The 22441-nt window shown below is 61.7% G+C and carries 19 protein-coding genes; 14 read left to right on the top strand and 5 right to left on the bottom strand.

Features of this window, described 5'->3' with window-relative positions; genetic code table 11:
- Window positions 1-286 precede the first annotated feature (286 nt).
- From C2L64_RS27165 to C2L64_RS27145, 5 genes are all read right to left on the bottom strand, one after another.
- The gene (locus tag C2L64_RS27165) at window positions 287-1075 is read right to left on the bottom strand and encodes a hypothetical protein (RefSeq protein ID WP_007739170.1); all 789 of its coding nucleotides are present in this window, start codon (window positions 1073-1075) and stop codon (window positions 287-289) included.
- A gap of 11 nt (window positions 1076-1086) precedes the next feature.
- Window positions 1087-1959, bottom strand: coding sequence for a DUF2092 domain-containing protein (locus C2L64_RS27160; protein WP_086908637.1), 873 nt, complete (start codon window positions 1957-1959; stop codon window positions 1087-1089).
- Between the two features lie 46 nt (window positions 1960-2005).
- Window positions 2006-2302 (bottom strand): hypothetical protein, encoded by a 297-nt coding sequence (locus C2L64_RS27155; protein ID WP_007739166.1) that lies wholly within the window; start codon window positions 2300-2302, stop codon window positions 2006-2008.
- Window positions 2303-2628: 326 nt separating this feature from the next.
- Window positions 2629-3369: an acetoacetate decarboxylase gene (locus tag C2L64_RS27150; protein WP_009771153.1), complete on the bottom strand. Its 741-nt coding sequence runs from the start codon at window positions 3367-3369 to the stop codon at window positions 2629-2631.
- A 38-nt stretch (window positions 3370-3407) separates the two neighbouring features.
- Window positions 3408-4550, bottom strand: coding sequence for a patatin-like phospholipase family protein (locus C2L64_RS27145; RefSeq protein WP_007739164.1), 1143 nt, complete (start codon window positions 4548-4550; stop codon window positions 3408-3410).
- A 718-nt stretch (window positions 4551-5268) separates the two neighbouring features.
- On the opposite strand from C2L64_RS27145, the gene C2L64_RS27135 reads away from it, so the two are divergent.
- The 14 genes from C2L64_RS27135 (at window position 5269) to C2L64_RS27065 (ending at window position 22219) form a co-directional block, all read left to right on the top strand.
- Window positions 5269-6825 (top strand): sensor histidine kinase, encoded by a 1557-nt coding sequence (locus C2L64_RS27135; RefSeq protein WP_090838339.1) that lies wholly within the window; start codon window positions 5269-5271, stop codon window positions 6823-6825.
- Window positions 6822-7439, top strand: coding sequence for a response regulator transcription factor (locus C2L64_RS27130; RefSeq protein ID WP_007590260.1), 618 nt, complete (start codon window positions 6822-6824; stop codon window positions 7437-7439). The genes C2L64_RS27135 and C2L64_RS27130 overlap by 4 nt, the downstream gene beginning before the upstream one ends.
- A gap of 178 nt (window positions 7440-7617) precedes the next feature.
- Complete coding sequence (locus tag C2L64_RS27125) at window positions 7618-8004, top strand: response regulator transcription factor (protein ID WP_007590261.1); 387 nt, start codon at window positions 7618-7620, stop codon at window positions 8002-8004.
- A gap of 150 nt (window positions 8005-8154) precedes the next feature.
- Window positions 8155-8742: a lipid-binding SYLF domain-containing protein gene (locus tag C2L64_RS27120; RefSeq protein WP_007590262.1), complete on the top strand. Its 588-nt coding sequence runs from the start codon at window positions 8155-8157 to the stop codon at window positions 8740-8742.
- Between the two features lie 322 nt (window positions 8743-9064).
- Window positions 9065-9463, top strand: a complete 399-nt coding sequence (locus C2L64_RS27110; protein ID WP_007590263.1) for a hypothetical protein — start codon at window positions 9065-9067, stop codon at window positions 9461-9463.
- A 17-nt stretch (window positions 9464-9480) separates the two neighbouring features.
- Window positions 9481-10722 (top strand): efflux RND transporter periplasmic adaptor subunit, encoded by a 1242-nt coding sequence (locus C2L64_RS27105; protein WP_051495280.1) that lies wholly within the window; start codon window positions 9481-9483, stop codon window positions 10720-10722.
- A gap of 12 nt (window positions 10723-10734) precedes the next feature.
- Window positions 10735-13965: an efflux RND transporter permease subunit gene (locus tag C2L64_RS27100; RefSeq protein ID WP_079489046.1), complete on the top strand. Its 3231-nt coding sequence runs from the start codon at window positions 10735-10737 to the stop codon at window positions 13963-13965.
- Between the two features lies 1 nt (window position 13966).
- On the top strand, window positions 13967-15466 hold the full coding sequence (locus C2L64_RS27095; protein ID WP_079482037.1) for an efflux transporter outer membrane subunit: 1500 nt from the start codon (window positions 13967-13969) through the stop codon (window positions 15464-15466).
- Entirely contained in the window at window positions 15463-16728 is a 1266-nt protein-coding gene (locus tag C2L64_RS27090; protein ID WP_090838334.1) for a paraquat-inducible protein A, read from the top strand. Before C2L64_RS27095 ends, C2L64_RS27090 begins: the two co-directional genes overlap by 4 nt.
- Window positions 16721-18340, top strand: coding sequence for a PqiB family protein (locus tag C2L64_RS27085; protein WP_079489037.1), 1620 nt, complete (start codon window positions 16721-16723; stop codon window positions 18338-18340). The genes C2L64_RS27090 and C2L64_RS27085 overlap by 8 nt, the downstream gene beginning before the upstream one ends.
- Window positions 18337-18927, top strand: coding sequence for a PqiC family protein (locus tag C2L64_RS27080; protein ID WP_007577882.1), 591 nt, complete (start codon window positions 18337-18339; stop codon window positions 18925-18927). The genes C2L64_RS27085 and C2L64_RS27080 overlap by 4 nt, the downstream gene beginning before the upstream one ends.
- 29 nt (window positions 18928-18956) lie before the next feature.
- Window positions 18957-19292: a c-type cytochrome gene (locus C2L64_RS27075; protein WP_007577884.1), complete on the top strand. Its 336-nt coding sequence runs from the start codon at window positions 18957-18959 to the stop codon at window positions 19290-19292.
- A gap of 253 nt (window positions 19293-19545) precedes the next feature.
- Window positions 19546-20745: a sodium/glutamate symporter gene (gene gltS / locus C2L64_RS27070; protein WP_079489028.1), complete on the top strand. Its 1200-nt coding sequence runs from the start codon at window positions 19546-19548 to the stop codon at window positions 20743-20745.
- A 166-nt stretch (window positions 20746-20911) separates the two neighbouring features.
- Window positions 20912-22219: a ClC family H(+)/Cl(-) exchange transporter gene (locus C2L64_RS27065; RefSeq protein ID WP_039901769.1), complete on the top strand. Its 1308-nt coding sequence runs from the start codon at window positions 20912-20914 to the stop codon at window positions 22217-22219.
- Window positions 22220-22441: the final 222 nt, after the last annotated feature.

Raw genomic sequence — 22441 nt, 5'->3', positions numbered from 1 at the left:
CAAATGCCATGGGAGCCATCCGTGCAAACAGCATGCCGTTCCGGCAATTTCGCGTGTACAGCGGCAGCGGCGCGGGTTATCGTGTAACGGGGTCAGCTCGGTGCCACGCCTCCGATCGCGCCGCCGCCGGTTCATTTTCACTGCGAAGAAATAACACCCGCACACAAGGCCAGCAAGCGTTCAGTGAGCGATTGGCTCCCGCGTAGACACCGCGCGCATTGGCGTAAAGATGTGTTCACTACTTGACCGGTGCGCGATGCGAGTGTTTCGGGTCCGCACCGGAATTCTATGCAGGCGCCGGTATCACGCGGTAGTAAACGCCATTCGCACCGTAAGACGGTTGGAACCACGTATTGCCGCACAAATAGTAGGTGGAACCCTGAACCTTGGGCGAGATGCAGCCAGCGGGCAATGCCGCGTAGACGGCACCCATCGCGAACGTCCCGCCAACGGGAGCGGCGTTGTACGCACTGGCGCTGCCGGCTGCGACACCGGCGTTGTATGCGTTCGATGTCGCGGCTGCCGTGTTGGCTGAAGCGATGGCCGCGCCGGCTGCTACACCGACTACAGCGCCCGCGGCGGCTGCGCCTGCTGTGGACCAGCCGCCGCAGTTGTAGCAGCCGGACCCGTAGTTATTCACGACAACGGGCGGATGGTACGCAGCATATGTCCCACCGTAGTAGGGACTGTGATAGGCCGTCGCGCCCGATGAGTTCGTATACGTCGTATAACCGGATCCAGTTGCGTGGGTCGCCGTGCCGCCGTAAGCGTTGGTCGCGGTGGTGCCCTGACCATATGTATGGGTCGCGCTCCCGCCGTATGGATTGGTAACGGTCGTTTTCCCGGATCCTTCCTGGTGGGTCGCAGTATCACCATAGCGGCCGGTTGCGGTCGTGCCTTGCCCGTATGTGTGCGTTTCGCTGCCACCCCAGGCGTTGCTGCGGGTTGTGGAATCCGAACCGGGCGCGTGCGACGTGCTGCCTCCGCGATAGTTCGCATGCGACCACGCGCCGGCTGGACCGGTGACGAGCGCCGGGACGAGCACACTCAGGAGGCGGATGACGGCGGTCTTCATGATGCGTCTCCTCATTGGGTTCCTCGCGGCTTCGTCTTCGGCGGCGGCTTCATTCCTGGGGCGTCGCTCGAGTCCGGGCGCGCGAACGCGATGTGCTCCGCACTGGTCGCTTTGGACGAAGCAAAGGCATCTGCGGGGACAGTCACATCCAGTTGCCAGTTGGACAGTTCCAGCACATGACGCAGCCTGGTCCGGTCGTTGAGGTAGACCGCATATACGCGGCGCGGCAGCTTGTCCTGCGCGCCGATCCAGATCTGCACGAACACATCCCCGGTGACATAGGCCACCATGTCCGTTGTCGTATCGCCGACCACGCGCGATTGACCGATATAGAAAGCGACCTTCAGTCCGTCGGCAATGTCCTTATAGGGATCCGCGACGATCACATCGGTAAACGGGAAATAAATCGCGGCGGAGTCGTAGGCGACCTGTAGCGCGGCGTCGATAGTCGGTGGCGCGTCGGCGACGGCGACCAGGTTGTCCGCCGGCTCGAACGCCATCATCGCCTTGCCGTCGTAGTAGAACTCCGAGGGCGGCCCGTCGCCGAGGGTGATGACCTTGAGCTTGTCCGGCCGCTGCAGTGTCACCTCCGATTTGGTCGAATAGACGAGGGGAGGACCGAGGCGGCTCGGGCTCTCATAGGAGACGACTGCCGTGAATGCCATTGATCGCGCGGCGGCCAGGCGGGCGCACGCCGCTTTGAGGACGTCGATCGCGCGCGGTTCGAGTCCTGGCTGGAACGACGGCGCGGCAGCCTTCGCGGGCTTGGCTGCTGCCTTAGCCGTGTGCTGTGTTTTCTGCGGCTGCTGGGCGTGGCCGCTCGCGATCAGGCATAGGCCAAGCGCGGCGAAGGTAACGCAGCACAGGAATTTCGCGTAGGTCATCGCGGCCTCGATGAGTAGTCCAGTTCAGCGGCACACCCGGCGACGATCACGGGATCATGCCGCACTCGAACATCTTGCTGGCGATGGGAGCAGCCACCTTGTCGATGAACGCAGCGCGCATTTGTGGATCGTTATGCAGCAGTTCTACGGCCTGCTGCTCCTTCTCCGATTTGGGCCGGCTTTTTTGCTGGGCTTTTTCCTGCCATAACTGCTCGCATGACGATTGCTGATACTTTTGAACGAGCTTGCCGGCAACCATATCCAGAATCGGGTATTGCGCGGCGGCCGTACCCGCGAACAGCAACACCGGTACGATCGCAAACCATAAGAGACGCTTGTTCATGACATCGCCCTCACATAGCCATCGAACGGTCATCAACGAGGAAAAGTGTCGCGATCACCGCTTCCGTAACAATGACCTGGTTCCTGATTTCCGCAGGCCGATTCCTGGAAAGGGCAATCAAACGCACGTGCCCAAGAGACAGAATAGGGGACCCGTACGGACACCGATATTGAACCTTGGTCTAATGTGTGTGCGGAACCCGCTGCCTCGTCACACGTGCCCGAACGTCCCCGTTCGGTTCGGTGCGTTAGCGAAGCGGGCATTGCCCACGGAAGCATTGTGAAGTCGCGTTGAGAGCCTTGGGGATATTGCTGGGATGCCGGGGCTTACTCCGCGAGATAGTCATGGACGACCGTGCCCAACCCGAGCGTCAGGTCCGTCAGGATGTGCACGCCCGATATCACTTCAAGCACAGGCAAGGCCGCAACCGGCGCGAGCGCGTGATGGAACAGCTCAAGTGCGGCCGGCCCTTCCCACGCGCCCTTCACGGTCACGTCCTCGCAGAAATAACGCACGAGTTCGCATATCCGCGGCGAGCCGTCCACATGAGGAATGATCTTGAGCAGAAAGCCAGGTGCGGACAGCGACGCGGCAATCTGGTCGTGCGGCAACGCACGGTGCTTGTATCCCATCGTCGCCACCGCAACCGGGACCGGGCCGTACCTGAGGACGCCGCCGATGGTGTCCTTGGCGACCCTCAGTTCGGGTGATGCGAGCTTCTTGGGAAACCCCCAGATTTCGCGGCCGCCAGCAATCGGCGGTTCGTCATCGAGAAACATGGCATGGACATAGCCGCCGCGTTGGCCCCGAAAACTGACGGGAATGACCTGGCCGCTTTCGGTGTAGTCGCCAAACCCCGTCGAATCCGGCATCCGGATGAACTCGAATTTCACCAGTGGTTCGGTCATTTCGAGCGGAGCAGGAATGACGGCAGCCAGCACATCGGGGTCAGTGCGGTACGTGATAATCAGAAACTCGCGATCGACGAATCGATAGGGCCCGCGCGGATAGGCAGGGCTTGTCAGCGGCATGGCAAATGCGCGCTCTTTCACATCGGCTTCAGTCATGCGCCTGCTCCTCGTACATGTTTCGCTCACCCGGCAGGTCACCGGGTCAAGTCGTAGATGTGAACCCCACTACCCAGATCGGTTGCTTCCCGCCATTGCGGGTCCGAGACCGACTTGCACGCATCGCTGTAACCGAAGTCCCATAACTCCATCACGGTCGCGCGTGAGAACTCGTAATCCTTGAAGTTCGCCGAGCGCGTGTTGTGCCGGTTGATGAAATGGACGAGGGCGACCGCGCCTCGCGTGCTGATCGCGCTGAGTTTCTGTACATCGGGGTCGTCCTGAAACGAAGGTGGCAGCTTTTCGAGAACCCGGCGCAGCGAATTGCGGAGCGCTTCGATCTCGCTGACACGGGTCGAATTGAAACGTGTTTTACTCGCGTACTGGATGTCCTTTGTGCGTTCCTGCACTTCCCCGAGCGTCTTGGGCAACTCGCCCGCGCCGCTGAATACGTCCACCTGCAGGACCAACGCACTCATTCGATAGTCCTCGTCCACCACATACCAGAGCGGCGAGTTGCACGAGATGCCGCCATCCCAGTACCACTCGCCGTCGATCTGAACGGCGGGGAAGCCAGGCGGCAGCGCACCACTCGCCATCACGTGCTCGGGCCCAATCGTGGTTTTGCCGTTGTCGAAATAGACCGAATTGCCGGAGCGCACGTTGACAGCGCCCAGTGAAAGGCGCACGGCTTTGCTGTTGATCAGATCGAAGTCGATCAGTTGTTCGAGTGTCGCTCTAAGCGGCTGCGTGTCATAAAGGCTTAACGTGTTCAGGTGTTCGTCGCTCACGGTAAACGGCGGTGCTGGCCGCGGTGAGAAAAAACCCGGTACGCCGAAAGCGACTGAGGATGCTGCACTCATGAAGTTGAAAACCGGCCGCATCGCGTCGAGTGACACGGGCGGCACGAATGGCGCATGCGCCGATACGCGTTCCCAGAACTCGCGCAATCGCGCGACGCGACGCTCAGGCGGATTGCCTGCGATAAGCGCGGCATTGATCGCGCCGATCGAAACGCCCGCGATCCAGTCCGGAGCGACGCCAGCCTCGGCGAGGCCGGTATAGATGCCGGCCTGGTACGCGCCTAAAGCGCCTCCTCCCTGAAGGACCATGACGGTATGGTCGAACTTGCCCCAGCTCGAGGTTGCGAGTGACGGTGCAACGGGGTGAGCCTTTGTCATGACTGTCCCAGGTCAGAGATGCTTATTCGCAACACGCGATAGAGCGCGGCCAGTTTTCGTACTGCCCATCGTGCCGCTATCGTTCCATTGCCTTCGCGGGCTCGATTGACGCTAGTGCCGCTGTGTCGCCGCCGGTAACGTCATGCGAATCTAACTGCTTCCTATTCTCCAACTCTCACTAGTGCACGTTTGCCAGTAGCGTGCCGACGGCCGGACGACACAGGTCTTTCCCAACTCGGATGTCACATCATTCAGACTATATGCGCTGTGGCGTGTGAACAATTGGCCTTTGGTTCAATCCAGTGGAAATTCAGCGTTTAGCACACCTGTCTTCCACTCCATATATCAAAGAATCCAACAACTCGACATTTACTATTGTTTGCACCGGTACTACGATTAACTTACCGTTCAGTAGGGTTTCGCGTGTAGTAGTTACCTGACTCGTCATTCGGCTGACCACGCCTGCATGCAGTCCTGTGCGGACCAATCCCCTTGTATCGTCGCCAGGACGAACAAGGTGGCGAACCGACAGCCCGGTAAAGACGCTGCGTGAAAAACCGCTCGAAGGCGAACGACGGTCCTCACTATCTGGCCAGCGTCGCAACACGTAGCAGCGGAATCAGTCTTCTGATCAACGCGCTTCACCTCGTGGAGATCCTGAGGGTGCATTATCGTTAGCCCTATCTCCAGGCGCGAGCCCTCGAGAGGAACTCCGGCCATGGGCATCGTCATGCCAGTGATCATTGTTCTGGAAACAGCCATCATTCTGTGGCTGTTGATGATGTTTACCCGGCGACGGCGGATGGCGTTCGCGATCTCTAGTATTAAACCGCTAGGTTTTGCCGATTATGTCGAACGTGCGATGACCCGTCTGCATGCAAGGCGTGCGCAGACTTCCACATCGTCTGCAGGAGCAGTTCCACTCGATGGGGGGGCGCGAGCCGGTTCGGCAGGAGATGGGCGTGTGAACAAACGTCGCATGGCGGAGGACGCGGGTGCGCCGGAAGCCGCTCAACGTCCATCACGCGCGGAGCGTTCAATGCCGGAGAGAGTGCACGCGACCGCTTCCGCCCGATCAGTTCGCCGCCAGTTGCATGAAAGTGGCGCACGAACGGTGCCATTGAACGATACCCATGCCAGTGCTCTGGATAGAGAAAGCGGCGAGGCCTACTTTCGCGACGCGCTCGGACTGCTGCCTATTTCGATTGTGATGCTCGGTGAGCGTGGCCAGATGTTGATGGTCAATCCGCAGACCGCCAGGCTGTTTGGATACGAATGCGACGAACTGATCGGCAAGCCTGTCGAACTGCTGGTGCCGGGGCTGCATGTCGACAGTCACGTTCCGATGAGAGCGGGGTTGCTCGCATCGCAGGCGTCCGGCGACAGAACGGCATTGCACGAGTTGTCGGCGCGGCGCAACAATGGCACGGAATTTCAGGTGGAGATCGGCCTCAATGCGTTTCACTTCGACGACGACAGCGTCACGCTTGCATTCATCATCGACAGAACCGAGCGATTCGAGCTGGAGCGCAACCGGCGGGATCTCGCGCATCTGACTCGCGTGTCCACAGTGGGTCAGCTCGCGTCATCGCTAGCCCATGAACTGAACCAGCCGCTTACCGCGATTCTGAGCAACGTGCAGGCTGCGCAGCGCTTTCTCGCGGCCGATCCCATCGATCTGGCTGAGGTAAGAGAGATTCTGAATGACATCGTGCAGGATGACTATCGCGCTAGCGAAGTGATCCGGCGCATTCGCGCGGTCGTCAAGAAGGGCGATCTGGAAGTGGTATCGCTCGATCTCGCGGGCATTATCCGCGACGTCGTCCTGCTGGTGCGCAGCGATGCGATCGTGCGTGGTACGAGAGTGACCCTCGACATCGAGGACGATCTGCCGCCCGTGTCTGGCGACAAGGTGCAGCTGCAGCAGGTCATGCTCAATCTCCTCCTCAATGCGTTCGACGCGATGAACGATGTGCCGCCCGTTGACCGCGTGGTGTCGGTGACGCTCAGGCACGAGAGCAAGAATATGGTTTGCATCGCGATCAGCGATCGTGGTCATGGACTGACCGCCGACAAGCTGGACAAGATATTTAAGCCGTTCTTTACGTCAAAACCTCAGGGCCTCGGTTTGGGTTTGTCGATTAGCCGCACCATCATTGGCATGCATCGTGGGCGACTATGGGCCGAAAACAACATCGACCGAGGCGCGACGTTCTTTGTTGCATTGCCAGTTGGGAATGCGACGGAGCAGGATGAATCGCGAGAGAGACCATGACAGATTCCGCTTCGATTGTATTCGTCGTCGACGACGACGATTCCGTGTGCCGCGCGCTGGCGCGTCTGATCCGGTCGGCGGGCTACCGGGTGGAAACATTCGGTACGGCACGCGCATTTCTCGACAGGATGCCGGCCGATGCCTGTCCCGCGTGCGTCGTGCTGGATATTCAGTTGCCGGATCTGAGCGGGCTGGAACTGGCGCGCGAACTCGATGCGGCGCTACCGATCATTTTCATCACGGGACATGGCGACATCGCGATGGGTGTCGGTGCGATGAAAGCGGGGGCAACCGATTTTCTGCCCAAACCCGTTTCCGATACCGACTTGCTGCGAGCGATTGAACAGGCGCTCGCGCGTGCGGTGCAAACGCGCGCGATCCGGCATGAACTCGACTCGCTTCGTGGTCGCGTCGAGCGGTTGACGCCGCGGGAGCGCGAAGTCATGGCACTCGTCGTGACGGGCCTTCTGAACAAGCAGGTGGCAAGCGAACTCGGAACGGTCGAACAGACGATCAAGGCTCATCGCAGGCGCGTGATGGCCAAGATGGAAGCCACGTCGCTGGCCCAACTCATTCGTATCGCAGACAAGGTCGGCATTTCAGGCGTCGCGTAATCACGCGCGCGTCGTTGAGCGGCCACGAGCCGGCTTGAACGGCCGGTCGTCCGGGCATGCTACGACCCCTTCGTCCACATTGCACCAAGGTCCACTATCGGTATTCGCGCCTGACTCGTAGTCTATGGTTTGGGGGAGTGCAGCACCCCGTGCATTCCCGGACACCGGACTACGTACAATGGGAAACCTCAAACCATTCGTTGTCATCGTCGATGACGATGAATCGGTGTGCAGAGCGATCAAGAGACTCCTGCGCTCGGTCGGCATCGCTGCTGAAACGTTCGCGAGCGGCGACGCGTTTCTCAACGTGCTGTCGTCCATTCCGTCATATCGCCCTGACTGCGTCATTCTCGATGTGCAGATGCCTGGACTCAATGGACTCGAGGTCCAGCGGCGTCTGTCGGGCAGTGGCACGCCTGTCGTTTTCATAACCGCCCACGATAACATCAGCGTGCGCGAACAAGCCTTTGCGGGCGGTGCGGTCGCCTACATTCTCAAGCCGTTCAACGATGATCTGTTCATCCGGACCGTACGTGCGGCACTGGAAGGGGGACAGGCGTCCTAGTCGGGACATGTTCGCGCTGAACCGGTATTGGACCAAAGTTCAATTGCCAACGGACGGATCCGCTACCAATACTAGGAGTACCTGAGGCGCGGCGCGCGCCGCTCTGGGACCCGGTCACGCAGTGACTCCTTTTGAATGGAGCGTCCTATCATGTTCAAGCTTGTTCGCCTGATGGCAATGATTCCAGTCCTGCTCGCGGCGGTTGCCTGTTCGAGCATGGACTCGTCCAGTTCCGGGTCGGGCTCCAGCTCCGCATCCGGGTCAGCGCGTCCTGACCTGGAACAGAAAGCACGCGATGCGTATCGGACACTGATTGAGAAAACGCCAAAGGCAGGGGAACTGGCGACCAAGGCAACTGCGGTCCTGGTGTTTCCGGACATCGTGAAGGCGGGATTTCTTGTCGGCGCGCAGGAAGGAAACGGCGTGATGTTCGGTCCGGACGGCAAGGTGATGGGCTACTACAACGTCACGGCACTGTCATACGGGCTGCAGGCTGGGGCGCAGACCTTCCATCAGGCGTTTTTCCTGATGACACCGGCAGCGCTCAGCTATCTGAACAGCAGCGACGGTTGGTCCGTCGGCATGGGGCCGAGTGTCGTTGTCGTGGACGAAGGCAAGGCGAAGTCGATGACGACGACCACATTGCAGTCCGATGTCTACGCATTCATCTATGGCCAGGAGGGTCTGATGGCGGGCCTCGGCGTGCAAGGCCAGAAGATCACCAAGACCAAACCATGAGTCCGCGACTTGACTGCGCCGTCTCACGTTGACGTCGGATGGCCGTGAGTATGTGCCGGAACTGGATTGTCGAGGAGGCGTTTCGCCATGCAACACCTGATGCGAGTCTCGTTCGGACTTGCGCGGCGATTGGTGCGGTCGTCGACACGGCAGCGGGCGGGATACGAAAGCACCGCACGCAACAGGCGGCAACCGCGCAGCGCCAGTCCAATCAACAGCAGATGTCGCAACAACTGGCCACTTTCAACCGCGCGGTGGGGCATGTATGACCGGCCGCGGGTACACGGTTCAGTAGCCTCCGCAAGCAGCAGGAGATGCGGCCATGAAAGAGAGCACGTTCCGTATGGCGCTCGCAGTGTTCTTATGTTTCGCTTCGGCCACGCTGTCCGCGGCTGAATTCGACGGCAGCAAGCCGCTGCTGTGCGCGACCATCGACGCGCATGCCTGCGATGCAGGGGAAACCTGCTTGCGCGCCTTGCCGTCGGAGTTGGGCGCACCGCAGTTCCTGCGCATCGACTTCGCGAAGAAGACCGTTACCGGCCCTCAACACACGACGCCGATCCGCTTCATGCAAACAGATGAGAAACAGATTCTCCTGCAAGGAACCGAGTTCACGTTCGCGTGGACGATCGTGCTCGACACGGTGGACGGCACGATAGGCGTGACGCTCGTCAACCGTGAAAACGCCCTGGTGCTGTTCGGTGCTTGCACCGCCATGTAGCTGCGACGGGTGATCCGATGAGACACGTAACGCTTGATCGTTTCACGCTCCGGTTGTCACCCGGCGCTCTGGCGCGGGTGCTTGCCTGTGCAACGTTGGCGCTCTGCGCCGCCTGCCACAAACCGGCTGCACCTCCGCCAGCCGCTGCGATCGATGTGACAGTCATGAAGGTCGAGCGGCGCGATACGCCAGTGGTTTTCGAATTCACCGCGCAGACGCAAAGTTCACGCGAAGTGGAAATCCGCGCCCGCGTCGACGGTTTTCTCGACAAGCGCGTGTACACCGAGGGTCAACTGGTCCATACGGGACAGACACTCTTTCTGATGGATCCCAAGCCGTTCCTGGCAGCGCTGCAGACTGCAAAGGGCCAACTCGCGCAGCAGCAGGCGAGGCTCTATGTGACGAAGGCCAATCTCGCCCGCGTGATACCGCTCGCCGCGCAGAACGCATTGAGCAAAAAGGATCTGGACGACGCGACCGGCAACGAAAAGAGTGCGGAAGCAGCCGTGATCGCCGCCCAGGGCGAGGTCCAGACCGCCGAACTCAACCTCAGTTATACGACGATCAAGTCGCCGCTCGACGGCCTGTCGAGCTTCGCAAGACAGCAGGATGGCAGCTACGTGACCGCGAGCGCGACGGGCCTGCTCACCTACATCTATCAGCTGGACCCGATGTGGGTGAACTTCAGCCTGTCGGAAAACGAGCTGTTGAAGGTGCGCAGCGACGCCGCTAAAGGGCTACTGAAGCTCCCGTCAAATAGCGACTTCGAGGTGACGGTCGTGCTTGCCGACGGCACAGTGTTTCCTTCGACCGGCCACATCAACTTTACCAACCCGGCGTTCAGCACCCAGACCGGCACGTTCCTCGTGCGCGCCTCGTTCGCGAATCCGCAAGGCACGCTGCGTCCGGGCCAATTCGTGCGTGCCCAGGTCTCGGGAGCAATCCGCCCGAATGCCATCCTCGTCCCCCAGCGGGCGGTCCTGCAGGGTGCCAAGAGTCATTTTGTCTGGGTGGTAGATAACGACTCAAAGGCGCGTCAACGCGTGGTCGAAGTGGGTGAATGGCATGGCGACGACTGGTTCATCAACAGCGGGTTGCAACCCGGCGAACGCATCGTGGTCGACGGTGCAATTCGAGTCCTCGCGGATACCCCCCTGAAGATCACCGGGGCGCCCCAGCCAGGTGCAGCCACCGATGCGCCGCCGGATGAAGGACAGCATCTCGCGACGCGCCAGTCCGATCAGACCGTGACGAAGTGAGGAGCGGGCGATATGAACATCTCCCACTTCTGCATCGACCGCCCGATCTTTGCGTCGGTGATCTCGATTGTCATCACGCTCGGCGGCGCGCTGGCGATGCTGGATCTGCCGATCGCCCAGTACCCCGACATCACGCCGCCGCAGATCACGATCTCCGCGACATATCCAGGCGCGAGTGCGGATGTGATGTCGAACAATGTGGCCGCGCCGATCGAGCAGCAGGTCAACGGCGCGGACAACATGATCTACATGTACTCGTCGAGTTCGTCGACGGGCGCCTACACGCTCAATGCCTTCTTCCAGATCGGCACCAATCCGGAGCTGGCGCAGGTCGATGTGCAGAACCGGGTGAACCTGGCCTTGCCGCAATTGCCCTCGTCGGTGCAGTCGCAGGGCATTCAGGTGCAGAAGAAGTCGTCGGCCTTCATGATGGTCATTGCCATCTATTCGCCCAGTGAGCGTTACGACGCGACCTATATCGCCAACTACGCGAACATCTACGTGCTCGATGCGCTCAAGCGCATATCGGGTGCGAACCAGTCGGCTATCTTCGGCACGCCCGACTACGCGATGCGCATCTGGCTGAAGCCAGACCGGATGGCCCAACTGGGCATCACAGCGGCCGACGTGCAGAGGGCCGTGGCCAATCAGAACCAGCAATTTGCGGTGGGACGCATCGGGCAGTCGCCGACGGGCACAGCGGTCGAACAGTCGTTTGCAGTCACTACCACCGGCCGGCTGACCGACCCCGCTGAGTTCGACAACATCATTATTCGTGCCGCAAATGGCGACGTCGCGATTGTGCGGCTCAAGGACATCGGGCGCGCAGAACTCGGCCAGAAAGATTACTCGATCCGCAGCAAGTTTCAGGGCAAGCCAGCAACGGTCATTGCGGTTTATCAGCAGCCGGGCGCCAACGCACTCGACGTGTCAAAGCAGGTGCGCGCTACGCTCGCCGAGATGAAGAAGTCGTTCCCGGAAGGCATCGAATACAACATTGCGATGGACACGACGGACTTCACCCGTGCATCCATCGCAGACGTCATTCATACCTTCTTCGAAGCCCTCGTGCTGGTGGTGGTCGTCGTATTCGTGTTCCTGCAGAGCCTGCGCGCCACGCTGATACCGGTACTTGCGGTGCCGGTATCGATCGTCGGCACGTTCATGGGCATGCTCGCACTCGGTTTCTCGATCAACATGCTGACACTGTTCGGTATGGTCCTTGCGATCGGTATCGTGGTGGACGACGCGATCGTGGTGATCGAGAACGTCGAGCGCAACATGAACGTCCACAAGCTGAGTCCGAAAGACGCCGCCAAGCGGGCGATGGACGAGGTCGCCGGCCCGGTCATCGCGATCGTGCTGGTTCTGTGCGCCGTGTTCGTGCCCGTGGCCTTCCTCGCTGGCATCACGGGACAGCTGTACAAGCAGTTTGCCATCACTATCGCGATTTCGGTGGTGTTCTCGGGACTGGTTGCACTCACGTTGTCGCCAGCGCTGGCGGCGCTGCTGCTCAAGCCGGGACACCATGAAAAGCGCGGCTTTTTCAAATGGTTCGACAACTGGTTCGCGCGGATGACGATCGGCTACTCGAACATGGTGAGGCTGGTCATCAAGCGGTTCGTCGTGGCGCTGTTGCTGTTTGCCGGCATGATCGCGCTGTCGGTCGTCATGGTGCGGGCGGTTCCCACGTCATTTCTGCCGCCCGAGGATCAGGGCTACCTGCTTGGCGCGGTCATCATGCCGGACGCGGCGAGTCTCGATCGCACGGGAGATGTCTCGCAGCACGTCACGGACTATTTCATGAAGCAGGAGGCCGTGAGCAGCGTGGTGGTGGTTGACGGATACAGCCTGCTGGATAGCCAGAACAAGAACAATGCAGGGACGTTCTTCATCGGCTTCAAGAGCTTTGACGAGCGCTACAAATTCAAGAACATCAGAACGCAGAACGCACGCGCGGTGCTGATCGGCGCGTACGAAAGCCTCTCCTCAGTGCAGGAAGGGGTGATCTTGCCGGTGAACCCGCCGTCGATTCCAGGCCTCGGCACGACGGGCGGCACCGAGGTATGGATCCAGGCTCAGGGCGATGCCACCATCGCGCAACTTGCCACGGTGGTGGACAATTTTATCGCCAAAGCCAAGGCGCGACCTGAACTGGCACGCGTGACGTCGACCTTCAATGCATCGGCGCAGCAACTACTGGTGAACGTTGACCGCGACAAGTCGGAGACGCTGGGTGTGCCCATCGAAGAGGTGTACAGCGCGATGCAGACGATGTTCGGGTCGCTGTACGTGTCGCAGTTTAACCGTTCGAGCCGGTTGTGGCAGGTGATCCTGCAGGCCGAGCCTTCGTATCGGTTGACGCCGCTGGATCTTGACCAGATCTACGTGCGCAGCAAGACCAACAGCATGGTGCCGATCAAGGCGGTGATGACATCGAAGTACGTCACTGGCCCGGATCTGGTGACGCGGTTCAACAATTTCCCCGCGGTCAAGGTGACGGTCAATCCCGCTCCGGGCTACAGCTCGGGACAGGTGATCAGCACGATTGAAGAGGTCGGGGCCCAGGTGCTGCCCGAGGGCTATACCTTCGGGTGGAGCGGCGAAGCATACGAGTCGAGGCAGGCCGGCAGTACGTCGGGGCTGGTGTTCGTATTCGGCCTGATCATGGTGTTCCTGATTCTGGCCGCGCAATACGAGAAGTGGAGCTTGCCGCTCGGCGTGCTGATGGCGGTGCCTTTCGCGCTGTTTGGCGCGCTGCTCGCGATCATGCTGCGCGGCCTCGAGAACGACGTCTACTTCCAGATCGGTCTGACGATGCTGGTCGCACTCGCGGCCAAGAACGCGATTCTGATTTTCGAGTTCGCGGTGCTGAATCGGGAGTCGGGCGAAACGGTGTACGACTCCGCGCTTTCGGCGGCGAGCGAACGGCTGCGTCCGATCGTGATGACATCGCTCGCCTTCATTCTTGGCTGCGTGCCGCTCGCGATCGCAACTGGCGCATCGGCGAACAGCCGCCACTCGATCGGCACTGGCGTGATTGGCGGGATGCTCGGCGCGACGGTGATCGCCGTGTTCTTCATTCCGATGTTCTTCTACTTGCTCGAAACGATGTCGGAACGGAGCAGCAAGAAGACGTCTGGTTCGGGCGGCGGAGCGGCGGGCGACGGAACGCCGCCTGTCTTGCCACCTGGCTCAGGCGCTCCGACCAACAAACCATCTGCCCGGCGCGAGGACGACTGACATGCGCGGCTCCGCGATCCCCATGCGTTCGGTGTCAGCCCTGCTGCTTGCGGGGCTGGGGCTCGGCCTGGGCGGCTGTCTGCTCGGCCCGGACTACGTGCGGCCCACGGTGCCCACGCCGGCGACGTTCCGCTTTGAAACCACCGAGGTGGCCGAGGTAGCCAACGCGATGTGGTGGGAGCAGTTCAAGGACCCCGTCCTGAACGACCTGATTGCCGCCGCGCTGGCGGACAACAAGGACGTGAAAATTGCCGCGGCGCGCGTCGACCAGTTTCTCGGCCAGTTCGTCACGACGCGCTCGGCGCTGTTTCCGCAAATCAACGCCGGCTTCGAAGCATCCCGTCAGCGCGTATCGGTCGCTGGGCTGCCGACGTTGCCAGCCGGCGTCAACCCCGTATTCAACGAGTTTCAGGCGCCCCTGTCGGCCGCATGGGAGATCGATTTCTTCGGCAAGGTGCGACGGCAGACCGAGTCCGCGCGAGCGAGCCTGCTGGCCAGTGAAGAAGGCCGGCGCGCGACGATCCTGTCGCTGGTGGCGTCGGTCGCCTCTTCGTACATCAACTTGCGCGACCTCGACCAGCAACTGTCGATCGCGAAGGCAACAACGGAAAGCCGTGCCGGTTCGGTCAAGGTATTTCAGGCAAGGTTTGCAGGCGGCGACGTGTCGCAGATGGAACTTGCGCAGAGCGAGTCGGAATACGAAGCGTCGCTCGCCACGATTCCGCAGATCGAGACGCAGATCGCCCAGCAGGAAGATGCGCTCTCCGTTCTGCTCGGCCATAACCCCGGTCCGATCCTGCGGGGCCGCGAACTGACGGAACTCGCGGTGCCGCCGGTACCGGCGGGCCTGCCGTCCGACCTGCTGCAGCGCCGCCCCGATTTGCGTCAGGCTGAGCAGAACCTGATCGCCGCGAACGCGTTGATCGGTGCCGCGCGTGCCCTTTACTTTCCGACGATTTCACTGACCGGCATGTTCGGAACGGCGAGCGGCCAGTTCTCGAAGCTGTTCACCGGGCCGGCGCGGATCTGGTCGTACGCCGGCTCGCTGACCGTGCCGATCTTTACCGCGGGCAGCATCAGCGGCCAGGTGAGCCAGGCGGAAGCACAGCAGCAACAGGCGTTGTTCCAGTACCAGCAGTCGATCCAGGTGGCCTTCCAGGAAGTCGACGACGCACTGATCGCATTGCAGAAGTCGCGCGAGCAACTCGTCGTGCAAGGCCGTCAGGTCGATGCATTGCGGACCTATTCGCGGCTCGCGCGATTGCGCTATGAAGGCGGCTATACGAGCTACATCGAGGTGCTCGACGCCGAGCGCAGCCTCTTTAACGCGCAACTCAGCTACACGCAGACCAACGGCCTGGTATTCACTTCGCTGATTGGTCTTTACAAGGCGATGGGTGGCGGCTGGGTCGTCGAAGCCGAACGCATGACGGGGCAGGTGATGCAGCATGGCGCTGCGGCGCCCGCTGCCGCACAGACTGCGACGGAGCAGCCGCAATGACCGCCGAGCGCCTCATCGCCTGTCACGAATGCGACCTGCTGCAACGTGAAGCGCCGTTGACAGGCGAGGGCCTGCTGCGCTGCTGCCGTTGCGGTGCCGAACTGTACCGCCACCATCCGGATAGCCTCGATCGTGCGCTGGCCTATACGCTTACGTGCATCGTGCTGTTCGTGATCGGCAATACATATCCGATCGTCGGCCTGTCGGTGAACGGCGATCTCGTCGAGACCACCTTGCTGGGCGCGGTGCGCGTCCTGTACAGCGACGGCATGTGGCCGATCGCGGGACTGGTGTTCGTGACGACATTCCTGATGCCCCTGCTGCAGATGAGCACCATGGCGTACATGCTGGTTCCGCTGCGCCTTCGGCGCCTGCCATACCGGCCCGACATCGTCTTTCGGCTCATGCATCTGGCGAGGCCGTGGGGCATGACGGAGGTGCTGATCCTTGGCATGCTGGTCGCGCTGGTCAAGCTGGCGCATATCGCCAGTGTCGTGCCGGGCGTCGCGCTGTGGACTTTCGGCGCGCTCATGCTGCTGCTCGCCGCTGCCAGTGCTGCATTCGATCCGCACGAGCTCTGGCAGCGAATGGGCGACCGCTACAGCGGCGTGCCTGACCGGGACGAGCTCACGACGCCATCCGCACGCACGGCAATGGCCAGCGGTCTGATGACATGTCACAGCTGCGGCTTGCTGACGAAGTCGGACTTGCATGGGCACGACGCCAGCTGTCCGCGCTGCGGAGCGCATCTTCACGCGCGCAAACCGGCGAGCTTTGCGCGTACGTGGGCCTTCCTGATTGCCGCGATGGTGCTGTACATCCCGGCGAACATGCTGCCGGTGATGAACACCAGTTCGCTGTTCGGCTCGGAGAAAGACACGATTCTGAGCGGCGTGGTGTACCTCTGGGCATCGGGCTCGTGGCCTTTAGCCATCATCGTGTTCATCGCGAGCATCGCTGTCCCGATGCTGAAGATCATCGCGATCATGTTCCTCGTCATCTCGACGCAGCGCCGCTCGCTCGCGCTATTGCAGCAGAGAACGCGCATCTACCGTGTGGTGGAACTCGTCGGGCGCTGGTCGATGCTCGACATCTATGTGATCACGATTCTTGTCGCACTCGTCCAGTTCAATGCGCTCGCGACGATCCAGGCGGGCCCGGCAGCGGTTGCCTTTGGCGCGGTGGTGGTGCTGACAATGTTCGCGGCCATGTCGTTCGACCCTCGCCTGATCTGGGACGCGACGGAGCCCAATCATGGCTAAACCTCCCGGACAATCGGGGTCGCCAGACGTTCCTGAGGCTGTTGCCACACCGCGCTCGCGCTGGCGGGTGCAGATCGTGTGGCTGGTGCCGCTCATCGCCATTCTGATCGGCGGCTGGCTCGCGGTGAAGGCGGTCATGGAGCAGGGCCCGACGGTCACTATCGGCTTCGAAACCGGCGAGGGGCTCGAAGCGGGCAAGACCAAGATCAAGTTCAAGAACGTCGACATCGGTGTGGTCAAAAACGTCAAGCTGTCGGGCGATCACCGCCGCGTGATCGCCACGGCCGAACTGTCCAAAGATGCCACGAACCTGCTGATAGAAGACACGCGTTTCTGGGTCGTGCGTCCGCGTATTTCCGGCGGCACCGTATCGGGCATCGGCACCTTGCTGTCCGGTTCCTTCATCGGCATGGACGTGGGCACTTCGACGAAGCCGAGGCGCGATTACACAGGTCTGGAGACGCCGCCGGTGTTCGCCATCGGCGTGCCGGGCCGCGAGTTCATACTGAAAGGCGCCGACATGGGCTCGCTCGATGTCGGTTCGCCCATTTTCTACAGACGGCTGCAGGTCGGCCAGGTTATTTCGTACCAGTTGGACCCGGACGGAAAGGGTGTGACGATGCATGTCTTCGTCAACGCCCCTTACGACAGATACGTGAAGCCGGATACGCGGTTCTGGCAGGCGAGCGGGATCGACGTGTCGCTCGATACGACGGGCGTCAAGGTCAATACGGAATCGCTGGTGGCCATCCTGATCGGCGGACTCGCATTCCAGACGCCCGACGAAACGCCTGATGACGCGGAAGCCGCCGCGAACACCGAGTTCGCGCTGTTCAACGATCGCGCGGAGGCGTTTAAGCGCCACGATCGGATCGTCGACCACTATGTGCTGGTGTTCAGGGAGTCGGTGCGGGGACTGGTCGTCGGCGCGCCCGTCGATTTTCTCGGGATCGTGGTCGGCGAAGTCGCGGCAATCAATACGGGGTTTGATCCCGTCACCAAACGATTCAGCATCCCGGTCGAGATACGGCTTTATCCAGAGCGTTTCACTTCGCGCTTTGTCAAGGGCGGGGCTGGCGGCAGGATCACCAACGATCGTGAGCGACTTGCGCAAACGCTGGTCGACCACGGCTTACGTGCGCAATTGCGCACCGGAAACCTGTTGACCGGGCAACTTTACGTTGCGCTCGACTTTTTCCCCAACGCGCCCAAGGCAAAGGTCGACTGGACCACCACGCCGCCCGAGATGCCAACCATACCTGGCGGCCTGCAGTCCATGCAGGATTCGGTGACGAGTCTCCTCGCCAAGCTGAACCAGATTCCATTCGGAGGAATCGGGAAGGGCGCACAAAAGACGCTCGCCGACGCCGATACTCTTCTCAAGCAGTTGAGGACGGATGTGGTGCCTCAGGCCCGGGACACGCTCGCCGCCGCACAGACGGCGCTAAATTCCGCGAACGGCGCGCTACAGCCAGATGCCCCACTGGCGCAGAATACCGCGGACGCCATGAGCGAACTGGCGCGCACGGCGGCCGCTTTCCGCTCGCTGGCGGACTATCTCGAACGCCATCCGGAGGCACTCATTCGCGGCAAGCCGGAGGATAACAAGTGAAGCGCCTGTCGCTATGCCTTGCCGTTGCACTGACGATGATCACGCTCGTCGGTTGTGCCAGTTCGAAGTCGGAGTTCTACACATTGAGCGCGGAGGCGCCGCGCGAAAGCGTCAATCACGGTTCGCCCGTCACGGTCGTGATCGGGGCAGTCAACGTGCCCGAACTCGTCAACCGGCCGCAGATCGTGGTTCGCGCCGGGACGAACCATGTGACGATCGACGAATTCGCCCGCTGGGCTGAGCCGCTGAAGAGCCAGATTCCGCGCGTGTTTGTCGCCGATCTCTCGCAGTTGCTGAACAGCCCTCGCGTGTCGACTTTGCCGATCGGCGGCGACGCGGCGGCGGCCTGGCGAGTGCGTATCGACGTCCAGAGCTTCGACGCTTCGCTCGGTGATACCGCGTCTGTCGATGTCTTGTGGTCGGTGCTGCCACCCGGCAACGCGCCGCCGATCACTGGCCGGACCATCGCGAGTGAGCCCTGCGCAGGCGCCGGCTACGATGCAGTGGTGGTGGCCTGGAGCAGGGCGCTCGCGACCGTGAGCCGCGCGATCGCGGCTGGCATCCGTACGCCGGGCGCCGTCGACTGACGTCTGAAGGGAGCTCTCTTAGGGGGCGCTTGAGACGGTTTCATGGAGCATGGGCTGCGGCCGTCGTTTTCCTGGAAGTGGCGGCGGCCGGGGACGCATTCGCGGAGTCCGGCGTCGCGGGATTGATCGACGAGCAGCACTGCATGTTTTGCGATACGACTCAAGGGGCCAATCTCGCGCCGTCGTTCCCGCAGATCGTAGAACGCTATCGCAAGGTGCCGGGCGCGGGCGCCACGCTCGCGAAGAAGTTGCGCGTCCAGGGAAAAGCGCACTGGGGTGATATCACGATGCCGGACGCGGACCGCGTCGCACCGCTTTCGCCCGAACAGGCCGACATGGTCGCTCAGTGGGTGCTGGCGCAGTGACCGGGTCTGTCTCGTGATGCCTGCCGATGGCACAGGTGGGCTGCGGGCCGGCCGCAGCTGTGATGCGGGTTTCGCAATACGCAGATCGGTCGGCTCGCCCGCGTTTCGACAGTGATGGACTGGCAGGACGCTCTCGTTCGATAAGACGCAAGCGGGCGGTGGCGGTTATATGTGGCTGAGGTTCGCGTCGACTGAAACCGGGACACGTTGTCACCGGGGCAAATGATCGATCGCTGGACTGGAGAAGAACACCGTGAGCCTCGATACGCTGGAAGTGCTGATGGCCGCTTCCCTTGTTCTTCTCCTTGGACGGCAGATTCTTGCCCGGGTCAGGATTCTACGCACGTACAGCATCCCCGAACCGGTTGTCGGTGGCCTGCTTGTGTCGCTGCTGGTGTTTGCGTTGAACCGCGCCCTGCAGATCGACGTCCGTTTCGATACCACGCTTCAAGCGCCGCTGATGCTGACCTTCTTCGCCACCATCGGCCTTAACGCAGACCTCGCCGGACTAAAAGCGGGCGGGCGGGCGCTGATGGCTTTTCTGGGTGTCGTGGTCGGCTTGCTCGTGATGCAGGATGCGCTCGGTATCGGACTCGCCTGGGCACTGGGCCAGGAGCGGTTGCTTGGTCTGCTTGGGGCGTCGGTCACGCTGTCGGGCGGCCACGGCACGGGGGCAGCGTGGGCCAAGGTCTTCGCCGAGCGCCACGGCCTCGCATCGGCGACCGAAATTGCGATTGCCTGTGCCACATTCGGTTTGATACTCGGCGGATTGATCGGCGGGCCGGTCGCGCGATTTCTGATCACGCGCTATCAGCTCGCGCCGAATCTTGAGACGGAAGTGGCAACCTCGACCGGCTTCGAGGAGCCCAATACGGTACGGCCGATCACCGCGGAGGCCGTCATCGAAACCGTCGCGCTGATTGCGGTTTGTCTTGCTGTGGGATCGGCGTTCGCGTCATTGCTGAACGGTACGGCGTTCGAGCTGCCGGCGTTCGTGTGCGTCCTGTTCGTCGGTGTCGTGCTGCGCAACGGACTCGCGGTGCGCGGCTGGTATCGCGTGTTCGAGGACGCCGTGTCTGTACTCGGCAACGTGAGCCTCGGACTCTTTCTTGCGATAGCGTTGATGAGCCTGCGGCTGGGGGATCTCGCATCGCTTGCCTTGCCGCTGTTCGTCATTCTGGTGGTGCAGGCGATCGCGATGGCAGCCTACGCCATTTTCGTCACGTTTCGGGTGATGGGGCGCAACTATGATGCGGCAGTATTGGCGGCAGGGCATTGCGGCTTCGGCCTTGGGGCAACACCGACCGCGATAGCCAACATGCAGGCCATCACAGGACAGTTCGGTCCCTCCCATCTGGCCTTTCTGGTAGTGCCTATGGTGGGAGCGTTTTTCATCGACATTGCGAATGCGATCGTCATCAAGCTGTTTCTGTTGCTGCCGCTCTATGACTGAAGGCTGACGCCACAGGCAACACTTCGCGGAAGCTGGTACGGCCGGTTGCGCGTTGATCAGTCCGTTTAGTCGCCAATTGCGAACGACAGAGGCGCGCGGCAGGGTCTTGTCACGGGGCGAGCCAGATGCAGCATTGCACGCATCCAATAACTGATGCGAAGGGATCATGGACAATAGCGGAACGGGGGAGCACAGTCACGGACTGGTCATGCTAGCCGCCAGTTCCCTCATCGCGGGAATGGCCTGCGGCTTGCTCGGAACGCTTTTCCGGTTCGCGCTGGAGAGCGCGGACAGAGTGCGCAATGTATTCATCGGATGGGCGCACACGGAGCACCTTGTTGGCTTCATTGGTGTTCTCCTTGCCACGTCGGCTGCGACCGCATTTGCTGCGAACCTCGTCAAGCGCCGCGCCCCCGACGCGATCGGCAGCGGGATTCCTCACGTCGAGGCCGTGGTGAGCGGTGACCTCGCCCCCGCGCCCCTTGCGCTCGTTCCGGTGAAGTTCATCGGCGGCGTGCTCGCCATCGGTGCCGGGCTCGCGCTCGGTCGTGAAGGTCCGACCGTTCAGATGGCCTCCTCGATCTCAAACTGGATTGGCATGCTTCTGCGCCGGAACGCGGACGACTGCCGGATCTTGATCGCGGCCGGCGCTGGGGCGGGGCTCGCCACGGCGTTCAACGCCCCGATTGCGGGCGCCGTGTTCGTGCTTGAGGAACTGCTGCGCCGCTTCGAAATGCGCATGGCCGTCGCGGCGCTTGGTGCGTCGGCCGGAGCGATCGCCGTGGCGCGCCTGATGCATGGTGACGCGCCGGACTTCCAGTTTGGCGTTCCCCCACATCCCGGCTTCGGGACAGTGCCGGCCTATCTCCTGCTCGGCGCCGTCGTCGGTCTTTTAGGCGCGGCCTACTGCCGCGCGATACTGTGGGCGCTGGCTATTTCCGATTGGCTCTCGCACTGGCCGGCATATGTCCGGGCCGCGCTGATCGGGGCAGCGGCGGGGGTGCTCGCGTGGTTTGCACCAGACCTCGCAGGCGGTGGCGATCCGCTCACGCAGCGCGCGCTGATGGGGGCCGGCGAGCTTTCAGGCGTGGCAGTGGCGTTCGTCATCCGCTTTGGATTCGGTGCTCTCTCATACGCTGCCGGCACGCCGGGTGGCCTGTTTGCGCCCATGCTCGTACTTGGCGCGCAAGCTGGCCTCATCTTCGGCAGAATCGGTTTCCTCTGGTTTCCTGGCTTCGCCGCAGATCCGGGCGCGTTTGCCGCAGTCGCAATGACTGCGTTTTTTGCGGCTGTCGTGCGTGCGCCCGTGACCGGGATCGTCCTGGTCACCGAAATGACAGGGGGCTTTACGCTGCTCTTGCCGATGCTTACCGCATGCTTCACGGCGATGGTCGTCCCCATCATGCTGCACTGTCCACCCATCTATGATTCGCTAGGCGAACGGCTTCCTCACAAAGCTTCGCAGAGGTTGTGAGGCCCGACCCGCGCGTTGACGTTTCCGCGCGCGCGCTGAACGGTCCTGCTCCAATATCTGACGATGCGGGGATCTTCTGGCCTTGCTGGCCGAGGCAAACCACGCTTACGGGCAAAGCACCCGGAAAAGCCTCCGGAAAAGCCTCCGGAAAAGCCTCCCGCACCCAGCCACCTGGTCACTCACAAATGCTTGCGCTCTTCATCGAGGCGCAATCCCGATAAT

Origin of the sequence: Paraburkholderia hospita (assembly GCF_002902965.1) — a bacterium.
GTDB classification, from domain to species: domain Bacteria; phylum Pseudomonadota; class Gammaproteobacteria; order Burkholderiales; family Burkholderiaceae; genus Paraburkholderia; species Paraburkholderia hospita.
Note: the sequence above shows the minus strand (reverse complement) of the source record. Positions and strands in the feature narration are given on the sequence as shown.